Consider the following 16,180-nt stretch of genomic DNA (forward strand, 5'->3'; position numbering starts at 1 on the left):
CGCCTCGTGGCCGTCGCCCGCCGGTCGCGGCCTGGCCTGTACGAGCGCACGGCGACGAACTACGGGGGAGATGCCGACATGGCTGAAATCAGTGACTCGTTGTGGAACGAGGACATTGACGCGGAGAACTTCCGCGACTCGGCCGCGACGTATCACGCTGCGGTCTTCGAGCAGTACAAGCTGTGCGTGGAGATGGCCGACCGGGTCAGCGCCCGGCGCAACCTCGCCAACACCTTCTTCCTGACCCTCCACAGCACTCTCCTCGTCTTCCTCAGTACCTGGCTGTCCCAGGAGCACCATCGCGGGACTCCGGTCGCGCTCGCGCTCGCGGCCCTGCTGGTCCTGCTGGGCATGTGCGCCACCTGGTGGATCACCGTCCGTTCCTACCAGCAGTTGAACAGGGGCAAGTTCGCGGTGATCGGAGCGTTCGAGGAGCGATTGCCGGCTCGCGCCTTCGTGGCCGCCGAATGGCGCGCGCTCGGCGAGGGGCGGGACTGGCGCGTCTATCTCCCGCTCAACAGTGTCGAACGCTGGATCCCTCTCCTCTTCGCCGTGGCCTACCTTCTGGGCTTCGCCGCTGTCGCGCTGTGACGGCGGAGGCTCCCTCCACCGCCCGCTCTCCCCGCCACCGGAGCGGGTTAAGGTGAAGGGCGAATCGCCTGGGCCGGAAGTGGGTTGTCACATGGTCACCATCGCCGTCACCGGTCACATGGATCTGGCCGGCGAGGCAGTCGGCCGTATCCGCGCCGACCTTCGTGCGCTGCTGGGCGACGTGCGTGACGACACGCTGGTGGGGCGCTCATGCCTGGCCCGTGGTGCCGACACGCTTTTCGCCGAGGAGATCCTCTCGCTCGGGGGCCGTCTGTCGGCGATCATCCCGTCCCGGGACTACCGGGAAGCGGTGGTCCGCCCCGCAGACCTTGCCGAGTTCGACGCTCTGCGCGACGCCGCCGCCGAAGTGGTGGTCCTGCCGTACGAGCACGCGGGGCACGCCGCCTACGAAGCGGCCAATCGCCTACTTCTCCAGGGGGCGGACCGTCTCGTCGCCGTTTGGGACGGCAGCGCCCCGACAGGTCGTGGCGGCGGTACGGCAGACACCGTGGCCGCGGCCCGCCTGGCGGGGTTGGCCGTCGACGTCGTCTGGCCTCGTGGCGCGTCCAGGTCCGGCACCTGACACCTGTGCCGGTTGCGGGCCGCCGGCCGTACGACACGGCGCCGGCCCCAGCCGGCCGACATCCTGTCCGGTCGAGCGCGGCGGTGAGCGGGCACGGAGGGCTTCCGGCTACTCCTCCTGGCCGTCGTCGTCATCGATCCCCTCGCCGCGCCGAGCAGCCAAAGGAAAAGGTCTGGGCCAAGGGCTGCCGACGGGGCGCCGTCACGGGCGGCCGCTTCGACGTGCGCGACGAACCGGTCGACGGCGATACGGGCCCTGGGGTCGTCGACCCCTTCCCGCAAGCCGCGTACGGCTGCCGGCGACGTGGTCGCCACCGGCGCGGGAACGCGGTCCAGCGACATGACGGCGTTGTCGACGGCGTCTGGCCACGCCTCAAGGTGGAGTTCCTTGGCCCGGCGGCGCTCCGCCGACGACGCGTACTCCCGGTCGTGACATGCGACATCCATGGCTCTGACGTGCAGAAGCGGATCGCGCCTGTGCATCTCCGCCTCCTCGAACCAGGCCCGCAGTCCGTCCTCGTGAATCTCCATCACCGCGGCATCGAAGGGATCGTCCGGCAGCGGGCCACGGCCCAGGTCCCGGAGGGCCGTCGCCACCCGGCGGGTGAGAGGTCCTGGAGGCGGCCGTCGTACTCGTGAAGCCCTACGTATTCGCGTGCCTTCGCGTAGTCGAGTTCCAGCGCGGCTCGGACGCGGAGATCGGTGAGGTCGGCCACTGGCCGGTCCCTTCCAGGTCGAACGGAATCTGCCAGGGGGTGGTGCGCTCCGGATCGGGCGCCATGGGGACGGTCCGACGGCCGGCCGGGCGACGTTCTCAGCGCGGCGATGCCGTCCCCACGGGCTCGGGGGTACGGGCGTTGACCACGGCGTCGCGGACGAACAGCAGGCTGAGCAGCCCGGGTCCGCCGGCCAGTACCACCATGACGAGGACCATCGCCGTGTACTGACCCGAGCCGAGGAGGGGCCCGGCAATCACCGAGCCGACCGGCAGGGCGCTGAGCATAAGCGTCCGCATCAGGGTCATGGTCCGGCCGCGCAGGGCCTCCGGAGTGCGCTCGTAGCGCACCGCCTGGGAGGAGACGACCAGCACAGCCGCCGGAATGCCGCAGACCACCTGGCCCACGAGGACGAGTGCCGGATGCGCGCCGAGCAGGAACAGCAGTCCGGCACCGGAGACCAGTTGCAGCACGCCGATCCTCAGCATGGGGCGCACGGCGGGCGGGATGAGACCGGCGAGGACTGATCCGGCCATCTCCGCACAGGCCAGTACGCCGACCAGGATGCCCAGCATGGTGGCGCCACCGGGCAGCCGTTCGTGCGCCAGCCACGGCTGCGCCACGATCAGCATGCCCATGGCGATGTTGAAGGTCGTGAACGCGATGGTGATGACCAGCATGACCCGGTCGGTGCGGAGGAAGGTCACCACCGGTGCCCAAGCGCCCCGGCCTGCACCGGAACCGCCGCCGTCCACGGAGTGGCCGGGCTTGTCCAGCCGGGCCTTCATGCCCAGTACGGCCAGCGCGAAGACGAAGTAACTGGCTGCGTCCACCGCGAGCACCCAGTTCACCCCGATCAGCGGGATCAGCGCTCCGCCGATCGCCGGGCCGAGCAGCCCCGCCGCGTTGGTGGCTATGGATTCGAGGGCGATCGCCGTACTGAGATGACGCTTCGGTACGAGCTCCGGGATAACGGTCGGGATGATCCCGATGGGGAGGATCTTGAGCAGACCGTAGATGGCAGCCACCGCGTAGAGGTGCCACATCGAGAGAAGGCCGCTGAGGGCGAGCAGGGGGACGCTCAGCATCACCACGCCCCGGACCGTACTGTCGGCCACCAGCAGCATCCGACGGGAGAAGCGGTCAACGATTTTCCCTGCCAGCAGCCCGCCGACGACGATCGGGCCGGAGTAGCAGAGACCCAGGATCGTCAGACTGCCCGTGCCGCCTGTCGTGACCGCCAGCCACGACATGGCGATCCAGCTGGCGCCGTCACCGACCAGGCTGACCAGGGCGCCGATCCACAGGATGCGGTAGTCGGCGATGCGCAGCACCGTCAGATACGTCTTCAACAGTTCTTCCTCTTCCGGTGCGTGTCACAGGCCTTTTGGAGACGAACCGTCCCGGTTTAGGACTCGCGCGCGGCACCGATTCCCGCGAAACACAGCAAGGCCGGTTCGTCGCCCCCGGTTGTGACAGGCACGCCGGGTCCCCTGCCGCACCCTGGGCCCGGCCTCGCCCCCGCCGTTCCGGTCCCCGCCAGGTCTGGCCCGCTCGGGAGCCGATCACAGGCCACCGCACCACGCACAACCGCTGTTCGGGACAGAGGAATCGACCGCTCCCCACGTTGCCAGACTCCCTGCCGTGACGGGTCTGGGTGAAGGAGCATCATGCTGCCATGCAGCATGATGCCGGGTGGAAATACCGGGCCGAATCATCTGTATCCACATCGCTGAAGGGCCGTACGCCCGCCTGGGCGCGCTGCGCGCCCAAGTGGGGGCAGCACCGCTCCCGGCAGCGCGCGTCATCGGGTAGAGGAACCGTCGCCTCTCCCGCGTCATCGGCCCCCGGTCATGACGGCGCAGGGGGAGATGATGTCCCGGCTGCTTTCCTTGTCCGATTTCAGACATGACCACTTTCCGACGCCGGGCGGGCATGGTGATGGCCCTGACGGTCGTAAAGAATCGAGCGTGTCGCCGCGCAGGTGGGACCACGGGATGTGTCCTGCCGACAGTGCGTCGCCCCCACACTCGCCGAAATGTGAAGAGGAACGTCTCCGGTGTCACCTGCGTTCGAAATACCCACAGCTACTGCGCTGCCGACTCGGCAGGCCGACGGAGATCCCCTCCTGGAGCTGACCGGTGTCGAGATCGCCCAGCTCAAGGACATGGCTGAAGAGATCCTCGACTTCGCCCGATACCCCGCTCGGACAGCAGCTGGAAAGGCTGTCACTGCTCGCCCACAGAATTCCGCTGTCCTGCGGGCGAACTGCGCTGGGCCGGGCGGGCCCACACGGCCGGAGAACTGTGGGTGGTGGTGCCGGACATCGATGCGCACTTCAACCGATTCACCGAACCAGCACAGGAAGGCCCGATGACCCAGAGCCTCACAGGCCCGACTCTCACCCGTATCTCCCTCCAGGACTTCGAGGTCGACCCGGTCAACGGGTTCCTGCCCGGCATCGACCCGCTGCGCCAGCTGTCCGGCAGCTACGCCGAATGGGACGAGATCGCCGCCCAGTTGCCCAAGTACCTTGTGAGCGGCCGCGCCCGCACGCTCCTGCGGGACGTCCCCCAGTTCGACACGGCCGCGCTGCGGGACGGCGCCGAGCTGGAACGGGCCATGCTGCTGCTGTCGTACTTCGGGCACGCGTGGATCAACGACACGGAGCCACCTGTCGACTCGGTGCCCGCGAACATCGCCGTGCCCTGGGCGGCGGTGGCAGCCCGCCTCGGCCGCCCGCCGATCCTGTCGTACGCGTCGCAGCAACTGCACAACTGGCGGCGTCTGGACGACAGCCGGCCCGTCGAGCTGGGTAACATCGCCCGGCTCCAGGACTTCCTGGGCGGCATGGACGACGACTGGTTCGTCATGGTGCACATCGCGATCGAGGCGGCCGCCGCCCCCGCCCTCCAGGCCGCCGTTCGCGCCCAGGACGCCGTCCTCGGCGGCGACGCCGACGCGCTGGCCGAGGAGTTGCGGGAAGTCGCGGCGGGCCTCGCGGCGATGCGGGAGGTGCTGGCCCGCATACCCGAGCGTTGCGACTCGTACGTCTATCACCACCGGGTGCGGCGGTTCCTCTTCGGCTGGAAGAACAACCCGGCCCTCCCCGAGGGCATCCACTACGAGGGTGTGACCGCCTTCGGCGGGCGGCCGCAGTCCTTCAGCGGGGAGAGCGGCGCGCAGAGCGCGATCATTCCGTTCCTGGACACGGTCTTCGGTATCGGCGACGAGGCGGACCCACTCGCTGCTCACATGCTCTGCCTGCGGGACTACGTCCCGCCCGCTCACCGGGCGTTCATCGAACACGTCGGGCCCCGGGCGGACCTGCGCGGGATGCTGCTGCGCGGGCGCCCCCAGGAGGCGGTGGCGGCGTACAACGAGTGCATCGAGGCCACGCATGCCTTCCGTCGGCTCCACCTGGGGTGCGTGGCGCTTTACACGCACCAGGCGCAGCGCGACGCGTCCAACTCCAACGACGTGGGCACCGAAGGTGCTCCGTTCGTGAAATACCTGTGCCGCCACCTGGACAACGTGCTCCGCCACGTCATCCGCTGAACTCCGGCAGGCCGTCCGGCTCAGGGCCCCAGCCAGCCCAGCAGGGCGGCGTTGACCCCGGCTTGGAAGCGGCTCTCCGCGCCGAGCCTGCTGATCAGTTCGGCGACCTGGCGGCCCACCGTGCGTTCCGAGACCCCGAGTTTGCGGCTGATCGCCTCGTCGGTCAGCCCGCCGGAGAGCAACTGGAGGATCTGCCGGTGGCGCTCGGTGAGCCCGGGCCTGTCGGACTCCGGCTCCCGGGGACCGGCGCCCGCCGTTCGCGGCACCGGGGGTGTGCCGCCGCCCCAGCAGTGGTCGAAGACGTCCTCAAGGATCCCGACCAGCACTTCGCCGCGGACCCGTACGGACGCCACCGTGCCGTCGGGCGCCCTCAGCGACCGGGGGAGGGCGACGAAGGCGAGCGTGTGGTCGATGACGATCAGCCGCATGGGCAGCACATGGGCGGTGCGTACCTGCCCGCCGAGCTCGCCCAGACGGCGCAGGTAGTCCGCGACATGAGGCGCGGCCGCCGCGGAGGCGAGGTGGATGGTGCGGATCTCGATGCCGCGCTCCAGCGCGGCCGTGTCCCGCTCCAGCCCGCTGTGCAGCGCCGGAGCCGGCAGCGGCCTGCCGGGGTGCATGGACAGCACGCGGTAGCGGGCGTGGCGGGTGGCGTTCTCCAGTGCCGCGGTGACCTCCGCCTCGCCGAGCAGGATGTCCAGCTGAGGCTCGGTGACGCTGCGGCAGTGGATCGGCTGGAAAGTGGTGACCAGGCTCTTGACGGAGCGGCGCATGTCCACCACCTCGTCGAGGACGGACAGCGAGGAGCGCATCGCCTGGTCGACCAGGGTGTGGACCGCCGACTCGGGGGTCAGCACCGTCCAGCCACTGGGCGCCGTCCTGGACTCGACGAGCAGGCTCAGCTTCGCCAGCTCCCCGACCGCGGTGGCGAGCTCCTCGTCGGACCAGTCCAGTTCGCGGCACACCTGCTCGGGCCGCCAGAGCGGGTCCCCGGCGATCCGGGCGTACAACTCCTCGGCGTGGCTCCTACGGACATCAGGCACGGCTGTGCACCCCCCATACGACCCCATGCGACACCTAGGCCCGTGAGCAGCCGATTCAAGCACGCCGGGCGGGCCGGCCGAGTTGTCCACGGCTGGCGGAATGGGATTTCGGTTATGGGACACGAACAGAATTGGACAGGGTTTAACTCTGGCGAATCGCCCTGAAAACGCAAAGAATGGTGGTGTCGAGCCGGGGAAGGGATGAACGCCGGGCGTGTCCACTACTCGGACCGCACCTTAACAAGATCTCCTTCTGACCTATATCGTCCCGGGGCCGGTTGCTGCAACGCAGCAAGTTGCCATGGGGACGAGAAGGTGAAAAGTGAAGACACACAGGGACGTTCCGGAGGAGTTCCTGGACGGTGGACTTCTGCGGCGCGTGTACGGATTCATGCTCGATGCGACCCGGTGCGACGGGGTGGCGCTCGACGTGGAGGAGGCGTCGGCTCAACTGGATGTACGAGAGGGGGACTTCCGCGAGGCGCTGGCCGAACTGACAGCGCTGGGACTGCTGGTGAACCGTCCGGGGCGCGGTTTCGTCGCGGTGTCGCCCGACGAGGCGACCACCCGCGTGCTGCTTCCTCTGGAGTCCGAGCTGCACGCACGGCGCGCCCGGGTCGAGGAGATCAGACGGCGGCTGGTGTCGTTCTCGCCGGTCTTCGACGCCAGCCTGCTGGCGCACGAGAACCGCAAGCAGATCGAGCTCATCGACAGCCTCCCCGACGTGCGCGCGGCGATCGCCGATCTGTCGGCCAAGGCCCGCCGGGAGATCCTCACGGCACAGCCGGGCGGCGGCCGTCGCGAGGACGTGCTGGTGGAGGCCGCACCGCGGGACTACGACACCCTCAGCCGGGGCGTCGAGATGCGGATCCTTTACCAGCACACCGCCCGCTCCAGCCGGGGCACCCACTCCTACGTGGAGCAGGTGACCCGTCTCGGTGCCCAAGTGCGCACGCTGGACGACCAGTTCATGCGGCTCCTGATCTTCGACCGGGAGTGCGCGGTGTTCGCGACCCCGGGCAACCCCAACGGCGCCGTGGTGGTCCGCAACCCGTACGTCGTGGCGTTCATGGTCGAGGCCTATGAGCGGCTGTGGCTGACGGCCGAGCCCTTCGCGGTCGAGGCGGACACCAGGCCGGAAATCATGGAGGACCTCAAGGACGCCATCGTCCGGCTGCTCACGGCCGGTATGACGGACGCGGCCGTGGCCCGCCGGCTGGGCATGTCCGTCCGCACCTGCCGACGTCATGTCGCCGAGATCATGTCGGCTCTCGACGCCGAGAGCCGCTTCCAGGCCGGCTATCTGCTGGCCCTCCAGGAGCGGTCCAAGTGACCCCGGGCGACGCGCCAGTGTCGTCGCGTCGCCGCAAGTTCCTTCCCCCCCTGCTCCGCAGCCCGAATGATCCGCCGCTTGCGATGTATGCCCTTTTTCTCCTGTTGGACATCAAGTTGCCATGCAGCTTGATGCTCCGCCTTTTCTCCACCATCCGGCCCGGTGTCCTGGCACTTTGATGACAGATCGGTTCGGGGCCCGCAGCGGGGCGCGGCGGAATTCGCGAGAACCGAGACAAGGTGTGGAACGGACTGAGTGAGGGACTGGAAAGTGAATCGCTTCGGCAAGGCGACTGTTGCGGGAATCGCGATCATCATGGCCGTCCTGGGCAGCGTGGAGGTTTCCGCGACCCGGCAGCAGCAAACCGCCGTGAGTGCGACGACCGCCCCGGCCGGCGACACCGGCTGGGGATAAGCCTCGTGTCGTCGATCAATGATTTGTACCAGAGCCTGACGGAGCATCCCGAACGCCGGATGCGATTCATGTCCGTCGCCGGAAAACTGGTCACCAAGTATTTCCCGCAGATTCATGAAGACGTCCTGGAACTCATGGCCGAGTTGCGGGAATCCGGAATCGAGCCCGGTGACCTGGTGGGGATCACCGGACCGAACTCCTACGAGTGGGTCCTCGCCGACCTGGCCCTCCTGGGCCTGGGCAGCATCCCGGTGGCGCTGCCGCTCGAACAGCGGACCGGCGCCGCGACGGTGGACGAACTCGCGCGGAAGTACGGGCTCTCGGCGGTGCTCTCGACCCAGCCGCTCGCGTCGGACTCCGGCTTGCCGGACGGCGTCGCGGTCCTCGGGGAGCGCCCGCTGAAGCTCGTCAGAAGGAGCGTCCCGGACGGCGGTCGCCAGCCGCTGTCCGGGGACGTCTTCACCGTCGCCTTCTCGTCGGGGACCTCGGGCAGCAAGAAGGGCCTGCTGATGTCCGCGAAGGGGGTGGAGAACACCATGCGCACCTCCGCGGAGGCATGGGAGCTCACCGCGGACGACGACCTGCTGATCGTCATGCCGTTCTCCAACTTCCAGCAGCGGTACCTGCTCTACACGGCCGTCCGGTACGGCACCGACGTGACGGTCGTCGCGCCGGAGCGCATGTTCCAGAAGCTCAGGGAGTTCGAGCCGACGATCGTTCTCGGCCCGCCCTCCTTCTTCGAGCTCGCCGCCAACCGGGTCGGCTCGGCCGGCCTGCGCGAGAGGCTGCCGTATCTCCTCGCCACGGCCCTGCACACGCTCGCCCCCGGCGGGCTGAGCCGTGGGCTGCGGGCGCGGCTGGGGCGGAAGTGGCTGGACATGTACGGCTCGCGGGTGCGGCTGATGCTCACCGGATCCGCTCCGGTGCCGCCGCGCACGGTGCGGCTGTTCCAGCGGCTCGGCGCACCGCTCTTCGAGGTCTACGGGAGCACCGAGATCGGCTGGATCGCCTTCAACCTGCCGGGGCGGCACCGCACCGGCAGCGCCGGGCGCCCGGTGGACCGGATCGGCGTGGACGTCGCCGACGACGGCGAGGTCACCGTCCGCACCCGGTACCCCCAGTGCCTCGGCTATGTCTTCGAGGGAGTGGAGACGCAGGACGCGGTCTTCCTCGGCGACGACCGGATCGCCACCGGCGACCTCGGCGAGTTCGACCGGGCGGGCTTCCTGCGGCTCAAGGGCCGTAAGAAGAACGTGATCATCACACGCAGCGGGGTCAAGATCAACCCCGAGGAGCTCGAACTGGGCCTGGAGAAGGCATGCCCCGGCGTCCGCGCGATGGTCGCCTCGCCGGACGGCAGCGGGCTGCTGACCTGCGTGGTCTGGCTCGACGACAAGCGGTCCGCCGAGCAGATGGCGCAGGTCGAGGCGTACCTGGACGAGACGAACAAGAAGCGGGAATCCGCGTTCAGGATTTCGGAGACCCTCTTCCGGCCTGCGGCCGAACTGACGGTCGAGGACGGCCTGCTGACCAGAAATTTCAAGATCGACCGGAGCGCGGTCATACGAAGTGTCTTCGCCGAACGGACCGGAGTGGGACGTTGAACACGAGTCAAGCGAGCGACGAAGAGATCTGCCAGATCATCGCGAGCGTCATCCCGAAGAAGGCGGCCAAGGGCGGAATCCGCTCCGAAATGAGCCTGAGAGGCGATCTTGGACTCGACTCCCTCGCGTTGATGAGCATTGTCTTCGTCCTGGAGGAGAAGACCGGCATCGACGCCTTCGGCCAGGTCGACAGGTTCGTCGCCGCCGAGTTCGTGTCGGACATCATCGACATCGTCCGGCAGGGCTGAGAGGCGTCCGGCATGAACGACACACAGACGATCATCGACTTCCATGCTCACATCGCCTCCGAGATGTGTTTTCCCAGGTCGTTCAACGACGGCGTGGTCGACAACATGACGGTGGCGCTGGCGAGCAAGGGCCTGCCCGTCTCCCGGGAGAAGGTCGCGCGCATGCACGCGGGCACGCTGACCGACCCGCTCTGCGACGAACTGGTCAAGCAGATGGACGAGGCCGGCATCGCCGAGTCCGTCCTGCTGCTGCCCGACTTCACCTTCGCGCTCAAGGACAGCACCCACACCATCGAGGAGCTCGTCGACCACCACAAGGCCGTCGTGGACCGCCACCCCGGCCGGTTCCGGGTGCTGGTGGGCGTCGACCCGCGCTGGGGCGACGACGGACTCGCGCTGTTCGAGAAGGCCGTCGTCGACTACGGGTTCGACGGCATGAAGCTGTACCCGCCGTGCGGCTACAAGCTCTCGGACGACCTGCTGTACCCGTACTACGAGATCTGCGCGCAGTACTCCCTTCCCGTGCTGTCGCACATCGGGGCCACCTCGCCGGTCCTCGACTTCGAGATCGCCCGGCCGATCTACGTCGACAAGGCCGCCAAGGACTTCCCCGGCATCGACTTCGTCCTGGCCCACGGCAGCGTCCACTACCCGGACGAGGTCGCGATGCTGTGCAACAACCGCCCCAACGTCTATGTGGACGTCAGCGGTTACGAGGCATTCGGGGCCACGGCGCTCAACACGCTGTTCCGCCGCGGCATCAACCACAAGATCCTCTTCGGCACCGACTGGCCGGTGTTCCGGCTTCAGGGACGCCAGTTGAGCCTCGTCGAGAAGCTGGAGAAGGAAGGGGCTTTCCCCGAGTCGATGACCGACGCCGACCGGGAGCTCTTCTTCCACGGGAACGCGGCCCGGCTGCTCGGCAAGAACAAGCTGAAGTCCGCGGCTCCGGCCGCCGTGTGACCCCCTCCGCTCCCCGGCTTTCCACCCCCGCTTCACTCCTAACCCCGGTTACAGAAGGGCAGCGACGTGTCTGAAAGCGCGACCGAGACCCAGTTCCTCGGCCTCACCGACGAACAGATCGAGTTCTTCCAGGAGAACGGCTTCGTCGGTCCGTTCGACCTCTACCCTGAGGACGAGGCTCCACTGCTCTGGAACCAGGCCATGATCGAGATGGTCACCTCGCAGAACAAGCCGCACGACTCGACGGTCATCAACTACGACCGCCACCTGGACTGCAACACGCTGTCCGAGCACATCAGCCGGCCCGAGATCGTGCACAAGCTGCGCAGCCTCATCGGTGACGACATCCTGTGCTGGAAGTCCAACATCTTCAAGAAGGCGCCGGGCGATGCCGGCACCGGCTGGCACCAGGTCGAGACGTTCGTGGTGGGCGAGACCACCACGAACGCGACCCCCTCCCTGAAGTACACGGAGAAGGGCGAGATGTACACCCAGGAACTCACCGTGTGGACCGCGTTCTCCCCGGCCGGCAAGGAGAACGGCTGCCTGCGCTACATCCCCGGCAGCCACAAGAAGTGGTACTACGACGAGTCCAAGCCGCTCACCTACGACGTGGAGAGCAAGTCCCACGACTTCTTCGGCTACGACTACTCCGAGCTCCAGCTCGACAAGGACTGGAACCCGGACCAGGAAGAAGTCTTCGAGATGGAGATGAAGCCCGGCCAGTTCGTCATCTTCCTGGCCAAGTGCATTCACGGCTCCCTGCCCAACGTCAGCGATACCACCCGCCTCGGCTACGCCTCGCGCTATGTGGCGCCGTCGGTGAAGGTCTACGAGAACGTCGACAGCCTGAGCGAGTTCGGCGACACGATCAGCCTTGACTACCACGGCAGCGTTCTGGTCTCCGGCGAGGACAAGTACGGCCACAACCGGATCCACGACAAGAACCTGAACGGCGTCCCCTTCAAGAAGGTCGAGACCGATGAGCGCTGACGACTACCGCACCAAGTTCGCGGACTTCCTGCAGACCCAGCCCATGACGCAGGGCATCACCCGCGAGGACGTCGACCGGGCCACCACCCGGGAGGAGCTGGGCATCAGCTCCCTGAACATCATTCTCGTCCTCGTGAACTACATCAAGGAGAAGGCGAACGACAGCGTCCAGCTCCGGCCCGAGTGGGTGTCCAGGCTGGGTGACGTCGAGGGCATCGTCTCCGTCATCCGCGAGATAGACGAGAGCGCACTCGCCGCGGCGAAGTGAGGCTCGTGGCACCGCGCTCCCCGACCCGGCGGCCCCTCGGCCGCCGGGTCGGGCCGACGGAAACGGGAGACAGTGACTGACCACCAACACATCGGCATCGGCTCCTTCGCGTGCACCTTCGGTGCGGTGGAACGCAAGCCGCAGGACATACCGGAGTTCGACCGGCTGTGGCGGGAGCAGTCGCCGGACGCCGAGTTCGCCGCCATGGGCTGCCGGACCTTCCGCAGGTTCTCCGGCCCCGTCGAGGACTACGTGATCGAGACGGTGCGCACCACCCTGCGGGACGGCGCCGTCCGACCCGCGGACGTCGACCGTATCGTCTTCGCCACCAGCGACGCCCGGCTCGCTTCGCTGCGGCCCGACTTCGCCGCCCATGTGCTCGGCTCCCTCGGCCTGGTCCACTGCGTACCGGTGATGCTCTCCTTCCAGCAGTGCTGCAGCTCGCTCGCCGCGCTGCGGCATGCCCGGGACCTGCTGGCCGAGGACGGCGTGCGCACCATCGTCCTCGTCTCGCTCGACTTCACGCCCGACGACGCCGACCGGGTCAGGTCGTTCGCCCTGTTCAGCGACGCCGTGGCCAGCTGTCTGATCACCCGCGGAGAGGGCCTGGTGCGCCTGCTGTCGGCCGCCGTCGGCGTCGACCACGCGGGCCTGCTCGGCCGGGACTCGTTCCTGTCGCGGCAGCAGGTGGCGCAGACCTCCCTCGCCGCCGCCCTGGGGGCGCGTGACGTCACCGCCTCCGACGTCACGAAGGTCTTCCCGACCAACCTCTACCGGCCGGTGGCGCTGTTCAACGCCACCATTGCCGGGATCGGCCGGGATCAGCTGCACTTCACCGGGCCGATGGAGAACTATGGCCACTGCGGCAACTCCGACTGGATGATCAACCTGGCCGACTACCACGACCAGGTCGGGATCCGCCCGGACGAGACGTACCTGGCCCTGGCCTCGGCCCCCGGCTTCTTCGCCTGCGGACTGCTCGCAGGGGCCTGAACCCGCCGGACGAACCAGCAGACGAACACAGCAAAGGTGAGACGCATGAAGATCTCAGTGGACGACCTCTCCGGACGCGACATCGCCGAGTTCCTCGAAGCGCATGTCCAGGAGATGCGGGCCATCACGCCGCTGGAGAGCAAGCACGCCCTCGACCTCGACGGACTGCGGGTGCCCGAAGTCACCTTCTGGACCGCCTACGACGGCGACACCCTGGTCGGCTGCGGTGCCGTCAAGCGCATCGACGAGGGCCACGCCGAGATCAAGTCGATGCGCACCGAACCCACCCGCAAGCGCACCGGCGTGGCCTCGAAGCTGCTGGCCCACATCATCTCCGAGGCCCGCGGCATGGGGTACCGCCGGCTCAGCCTGGAGACCGGCGCGACCGAGTTCTTCGCCCCCGCCCGCGCGCTCTACGAGAAGTTCGACTTCACCTACTGCGCTCCCTTTGCGGATTACCAGGAAGACCCCAACAGCGCGTTCATGACGCGCCTTCTCTAGCGCCCAACCCGAAGGGGACGGTTGATGAAAGACATTCCCTACCCCTACGACAGAACGCTGTACAGCCGGCTGTTCCTGAACTGCTACGAGCGTGAATCCCTGGTGATGCTCGCCGAACGCGGGCACCCTGTCCATCAGTTGCTCTTTCGCTGCCTGGTCAGCACGGACGAGATCCTGCGGCAGGTCGTCAGAGAACAGCGCCCCAAGTACGACTTCGAGAGCGGAATTCTCGACCCCGACGACCTCGCGCGCATCGGCATCGTCAAGGAGGAGGCGGAGTTCGACTCCTACGCCGACGCCCGCGGCCTGCTCCTCGACGTCGTCGCCCAGGAGGGCTACGCCATCCTCGTCGGCGACGTCTTCTACTGGCCGCACTGCCCCGAGTACCGCACCAAGCACCTGGTCCACTCGATCGTGCTCACCGGGTACGACACGGACACGGGCCAGTGGCACGTCGTGGACGACAACCCGGCGAGCCTGCTGTGCTCGTACACCTACCCCGAGGACGTGATCGCGGCCGCCTTCGACAACAACGAACTGCGCCGCGTCCGGTACTACACGACCAAGGACCTCGACCCGGCGCAGGCCGAGGAGGGCACCCGCGAGGCCTTCGCCGCCCTCCTCGACCGGTACCAGGACAGCCACGCGCTGCTGGCCAGGGTGGCGGACCTCATCTCCTGCCGCTGGATCGCGCCGGAGCGCGTCATCGCCTCCCTGCACGGCGCGTTCTCCCTCTACCAGGGCTCACGCATCGGCCTCAGGGAGTACATGCGGCACGCGGCCGGAGACACGGCCGTGGACGAGCTCCTCGACCGGATCGTGCGGGGCGGCGCCGAGGTGCTGAACCAGCTGCTCCTCGCCCAGGTGACGGGCACCGTCGACGCCCGATGGACCGCCGAGGCCTGCCTCGGGCTCCGGCAGGCCGAGCTGGAGTTGCTGTCCCGGCTGCGGGCCGTCGCGGGGGCAGCCGGGGCCGGGGGCCGGACATGACGGAGTTCCAGACAGCGGTGCTCCTCGCCGACATCGCCCTGATCATCACGGTGGGCCGGGCCGCTGGGTGGGTCGCCCGCCGGCTCGGCCAGCCGTCGGTCATCGGGGAGATCGCGGTCGGAGTGCTGCTGGGCCCGACCCTCCTGCACGGAGCGGTGGCGGACACGCTGTTCCCGACGGAGATACGGCCGTACCTCGGCGCCGTGGCCAACCTCGGCCTGGTGCTGTTCATGTTCGTCATCGGCCTGGAGTTCGACTTCGCCCGACTGCGCGGCTCAGGCCGGCTCACCGGGGTCACCGTCATCGGCTCGACCCTGGTGCCCTTCGCGCTCGGCATCCTGCTCGGGATGTACCTCCTGCGCTCCTACGCCCCCGCCGACCGCTTCGCCTTCGTCCTGTTCACCGGGGTCGCGGTGTCGGTGACGGCCTTCCCGGTCCTCGCCCGCATCCTCGCCGACCGCGGCATGAACGGCACCTGGCTGGGCGCCGTCGCCCTGTCCGCGGCGGCGTTCTGCGACCTTGCCGCGTGGACGACGCTGGCCGGCCTCCAGGCGCTGGCCGGCGCGAGCGGAGCGTACCCCTGGAAGGTGCTGCTGGTCGTCCCGTACGCCCTCGTGCTCGCTTTCGGCGTACGACCCCTGCTGGCCCGGTTCCTGACCCGGCGGGGGGCCGACGAGCCGCTGTCGGCCGGTGACGTCACCGTCGTCGCCGCCGCGGCCCTGGGCTCGGCGGCCGTGACCCAGCTGCTCGGACTGCACTTCGTGATCGGCGCGTTCCTCTTCGGACTCGTCATGCCCCGGCTGCACCAGGCCGCCCACGAGGGCCTGCTGCGGCGCACGGAGCACTCGACCGCGCTGCTGCTGCCGGTCTACTTCATCGTCGCGGGCCTGAAGGTGGACCTGTCCGGCATCGGCACTGACGGCCTCGTCCAGCTCGGCTGGATCACGGTCGTGGCCGTCACGGGCAAGTTCGCCGGCACCTGGCTCGGCGCCCGCTCCCAAGGGCTCCCGGCCCGCGGCTCCGCGGTCCTGGCCAGCCTGATGAACACCCGCGGGCTCACCGAACTCGTCGCGCTCGGCGTCGGCCTGGAGGCGGGGCTCCTCGACGAGCGGCTCTACTCGCTGTTCGTCGTCATGGCCGTCGTCACAACCGTCATGACCGGCCCGCTGCTCGGCCGGCTCATGGGGCGCGGCGACGACAGCCCGACGCTGCTGGATCCGGACCTCGTCGGGCGACCCCGGGCGCGCGCGGTGGCCGGCCCGCTCCGGTGATCCCGGCACGGCCCGCGCTGCTCGCCGGGCTGCTGCCCCCGCAGGCCGGGCTCGCCGAGGTCTTCGAGGACCCCCGGTCGTCGACCTCTTCCCCGAGGAGCGCGCGCTCGTC

Annotated in this window: 15 protein-coding genes; 13 read left to right on the forward strand and 2 right to left on the reverse strand. The window is 68.5% G+C overall.

Going from position 1 to position 16,180, the window contains the following annotated elements; all coding sequences use genetic code 11:
* Positions 1-78 precede the first annotated feature (78 nt).
* The gene (locus ACWDD7_RS18640) at positions 79-591 is read left to right on the forward strand and encodes a RipA family octameric membrane protein (protein WP_450458104.1); all 513 of its coding nucleotides are present in this window, start codon (positions 79-81) and stop codon (positions 589-591) included.
* 91 nt (positions 592-682) lie between these two features.
* Positions 683-1,174 (forward strand): hypothetical protein, encoded by a 492-nt coding sequence (locus ACWDD7_RS18645; protein ID WP_450458105.1) that lies wholly within the window; start codon positions 683-685, stop codon positions 1,172-1,174.
* A gap of 813 nt (positions 1,175-1,987) precedes the next feature.
* Here ACWDD7_RS18645 and ACWDD7_RS18650 read toward each other — a convergent pair.
* Positions 1,988-3,241: an MFS transporter gene (locus tag ACWDD7_RS18650; RefSeq protein WP_450458106.1), complete on the reverse strand. Its 1,254-nt coding sequence runs from the start codon at positions 3,239-3,241 to the stop codon at positions 1,988-1,990.
* A gap of 1,021 nt (positions 3,242-4,262) precedes the next feature.
* Between ACWDD7_RS18650 and ACWDD7_RS18655 the strand changes: the two genes are divergently transcribed.
* On the forward strand, positions 4,263-5,447 hold the full coding sequence (locus ACWDD7_RS18655; protein ID WP_450458107.1) for a hypothetical protein: 1,185 nt from the start codon (positions 4,263-4,265) through the stop codon (positions 5,445-5,447).
* 20 nt (positions 5,448-5,467) lie between these two features.
* Here ACWDD7_RS18655 and ACWDD7_RS18660 read toward each other — a convergent pair whose 3' ends face one another.
* A complete protein-coding gene (locus ACWDD7_RS18660; protein ID WP_450458109.1) occupies positions 5,468-6,490 on the reverse strand; it encodes a LuxR C-terminal-related transcriptional regulator in 1,023 nt (340 codons plus the stop codon).
* A gap of 322 nt (positions 6,491-6,812) precedes the next feature.
* Here ACWDD7_RS18660 and ACWDD7_RS18665 point away from each other — a divergent pair, with 322 nt between their 5' ends.
* The 10 genes from ACWDD7_RS18665 to ACWDD7_RS18710 all read left to right on the forward strand — a co-directional run bounded on the left by ACWDD7_RS18665 (position 6,813) and on the right by ACWDD7_RS18710 (position 16,068).
* Positions 6,813-7,823 carry a LuxR family transcriptional regulator gene (locus ACWDD7_RS18665; RefSeq protein ID WP_450458110.1) on the forward strand — a complete coding sequence of 337 codons (1,011 nt, stop codon included), beginning with the start codon at positions 6,813-6,815 and terminating at the stop codon, positions 7,821-7,823.
* A 482-nt stretch (positions 7,824-8,305) separates the two neighbouring features.
* On the forward strand, positions 8,306-9,841 hold the full coding sequence (locus ACWDD7_RS18670; RefSeq protein WP_450458111.1) for an AMP-binding protein: 1,536 nt from the start codon (positions 8,306-8,308) through the stop codon (positions 9,839-9,841).
* Complete coding sequence (locus tag ACWDD7_RS18675; protein ID WP_450458112.1) at positions 9,838-10,089, forward strand: acyl carrier protein; 252 nt, start codon at positions 9,838-9,840, stop codon at positions 10,087-10,089. Before ACWDD7_RS18670 ends, ACWDD7_RS18675 begins: the two co-directional genes overlap by 4 nt.
* Positions 10,090-10,101: 12 nt before the next feature.
* Positions 10,102-11,052, forward strand: a complete 951-nt coding sequence (locus ACWDD7_RS18680) for an amidohydrolase family protein (RefSeq protein WP_450458113.1) — start codon at positions 10,102-10,104, stop codon at positions 11,050-11,052.
* A gap of 66 nt (positions 11,053-11,118) precedes the next feature.
* The gene (locus ACWDD7_RS18685) at positions 11,119-12,045 is read left to right on the forward strand and encodes a chlorinating enzyme (RefSeq protein ID WP_450458114.1); all 927 of its coding nucleotides are present in this window, start codon (positions 11,119-11,121) and stop codon (positions 12,043-12,045) included.
* Positions 12,035-12,313: a hypothetical protein gene (locus ACWDD7_RS18690; protein WP_351873118.1), complete on the forward strand. Its 279-nt coding sequence runs from the start codon at positions 12,035-12,037 to the stop codon at positions 12,311-12,313. The genes ACWDD7_RS18685 and ACWDD7_RS18690 overlap by 11 nt, the downstream gene beginning before the upstream one ends.
* 72 nt (positions 12,314-12,385) lie before the next feature.
* Positions 12,386-13,306, forward strand: a complete 921-nt coding sequence (locus ACWDD7_RS18695; RefSeq protein ID WP_450458115.1) for a hypothetical protein — start codon at positions 12,386-12,388, stop codon at positions 13,304-13,306.
* A gap of 45 nt (positions 13,307-13,351) precedes the next feature.
* On the forward strand, positions 13,352-13,807 hold the full coding sequence (locus ACWDD7_RS18700; protein WP_450458116.1) for a GNAT family N-acetyltransferase: 456 nt from the start codon (positions 13,352-13,354) through the stop codon (positions 13,805-13,807).
* A gap of 24 nt (positions 13,808-13,831) precedes the next feature.
* On the forward strand, positions 13,832-14,797 hold the full coding sequence (locus ACWDD7_RS18705) for a hypothetical protein (protein ID WP_450458117.1): 966 nt from the start codon (positions 13,832-13,834) through the stop codon (positions 14,795-14,797).
* On the forward strand, positions 14,794-16,068 hold the full coding sequence (locus tag ACWDD7_RS18710) for a cation:proton antiporter (protein WP_450458118.1): 1,275 nt from the start codon (positions 14,794-14,796) through the stop codon (positions 16,066-16,068). Before ACWDD7_RS18705 ends, ACWDD7_RS18710 begins: the two co-directional genes overlap by 4 nt.
* The last annotated feature ends 112 nt before the right edge of the window (positions 16,069-16,180 follow it).

The sequence above is a fragment of the Streptomyces sp. NPDC001056 genome (assembly GCF_053598955.1).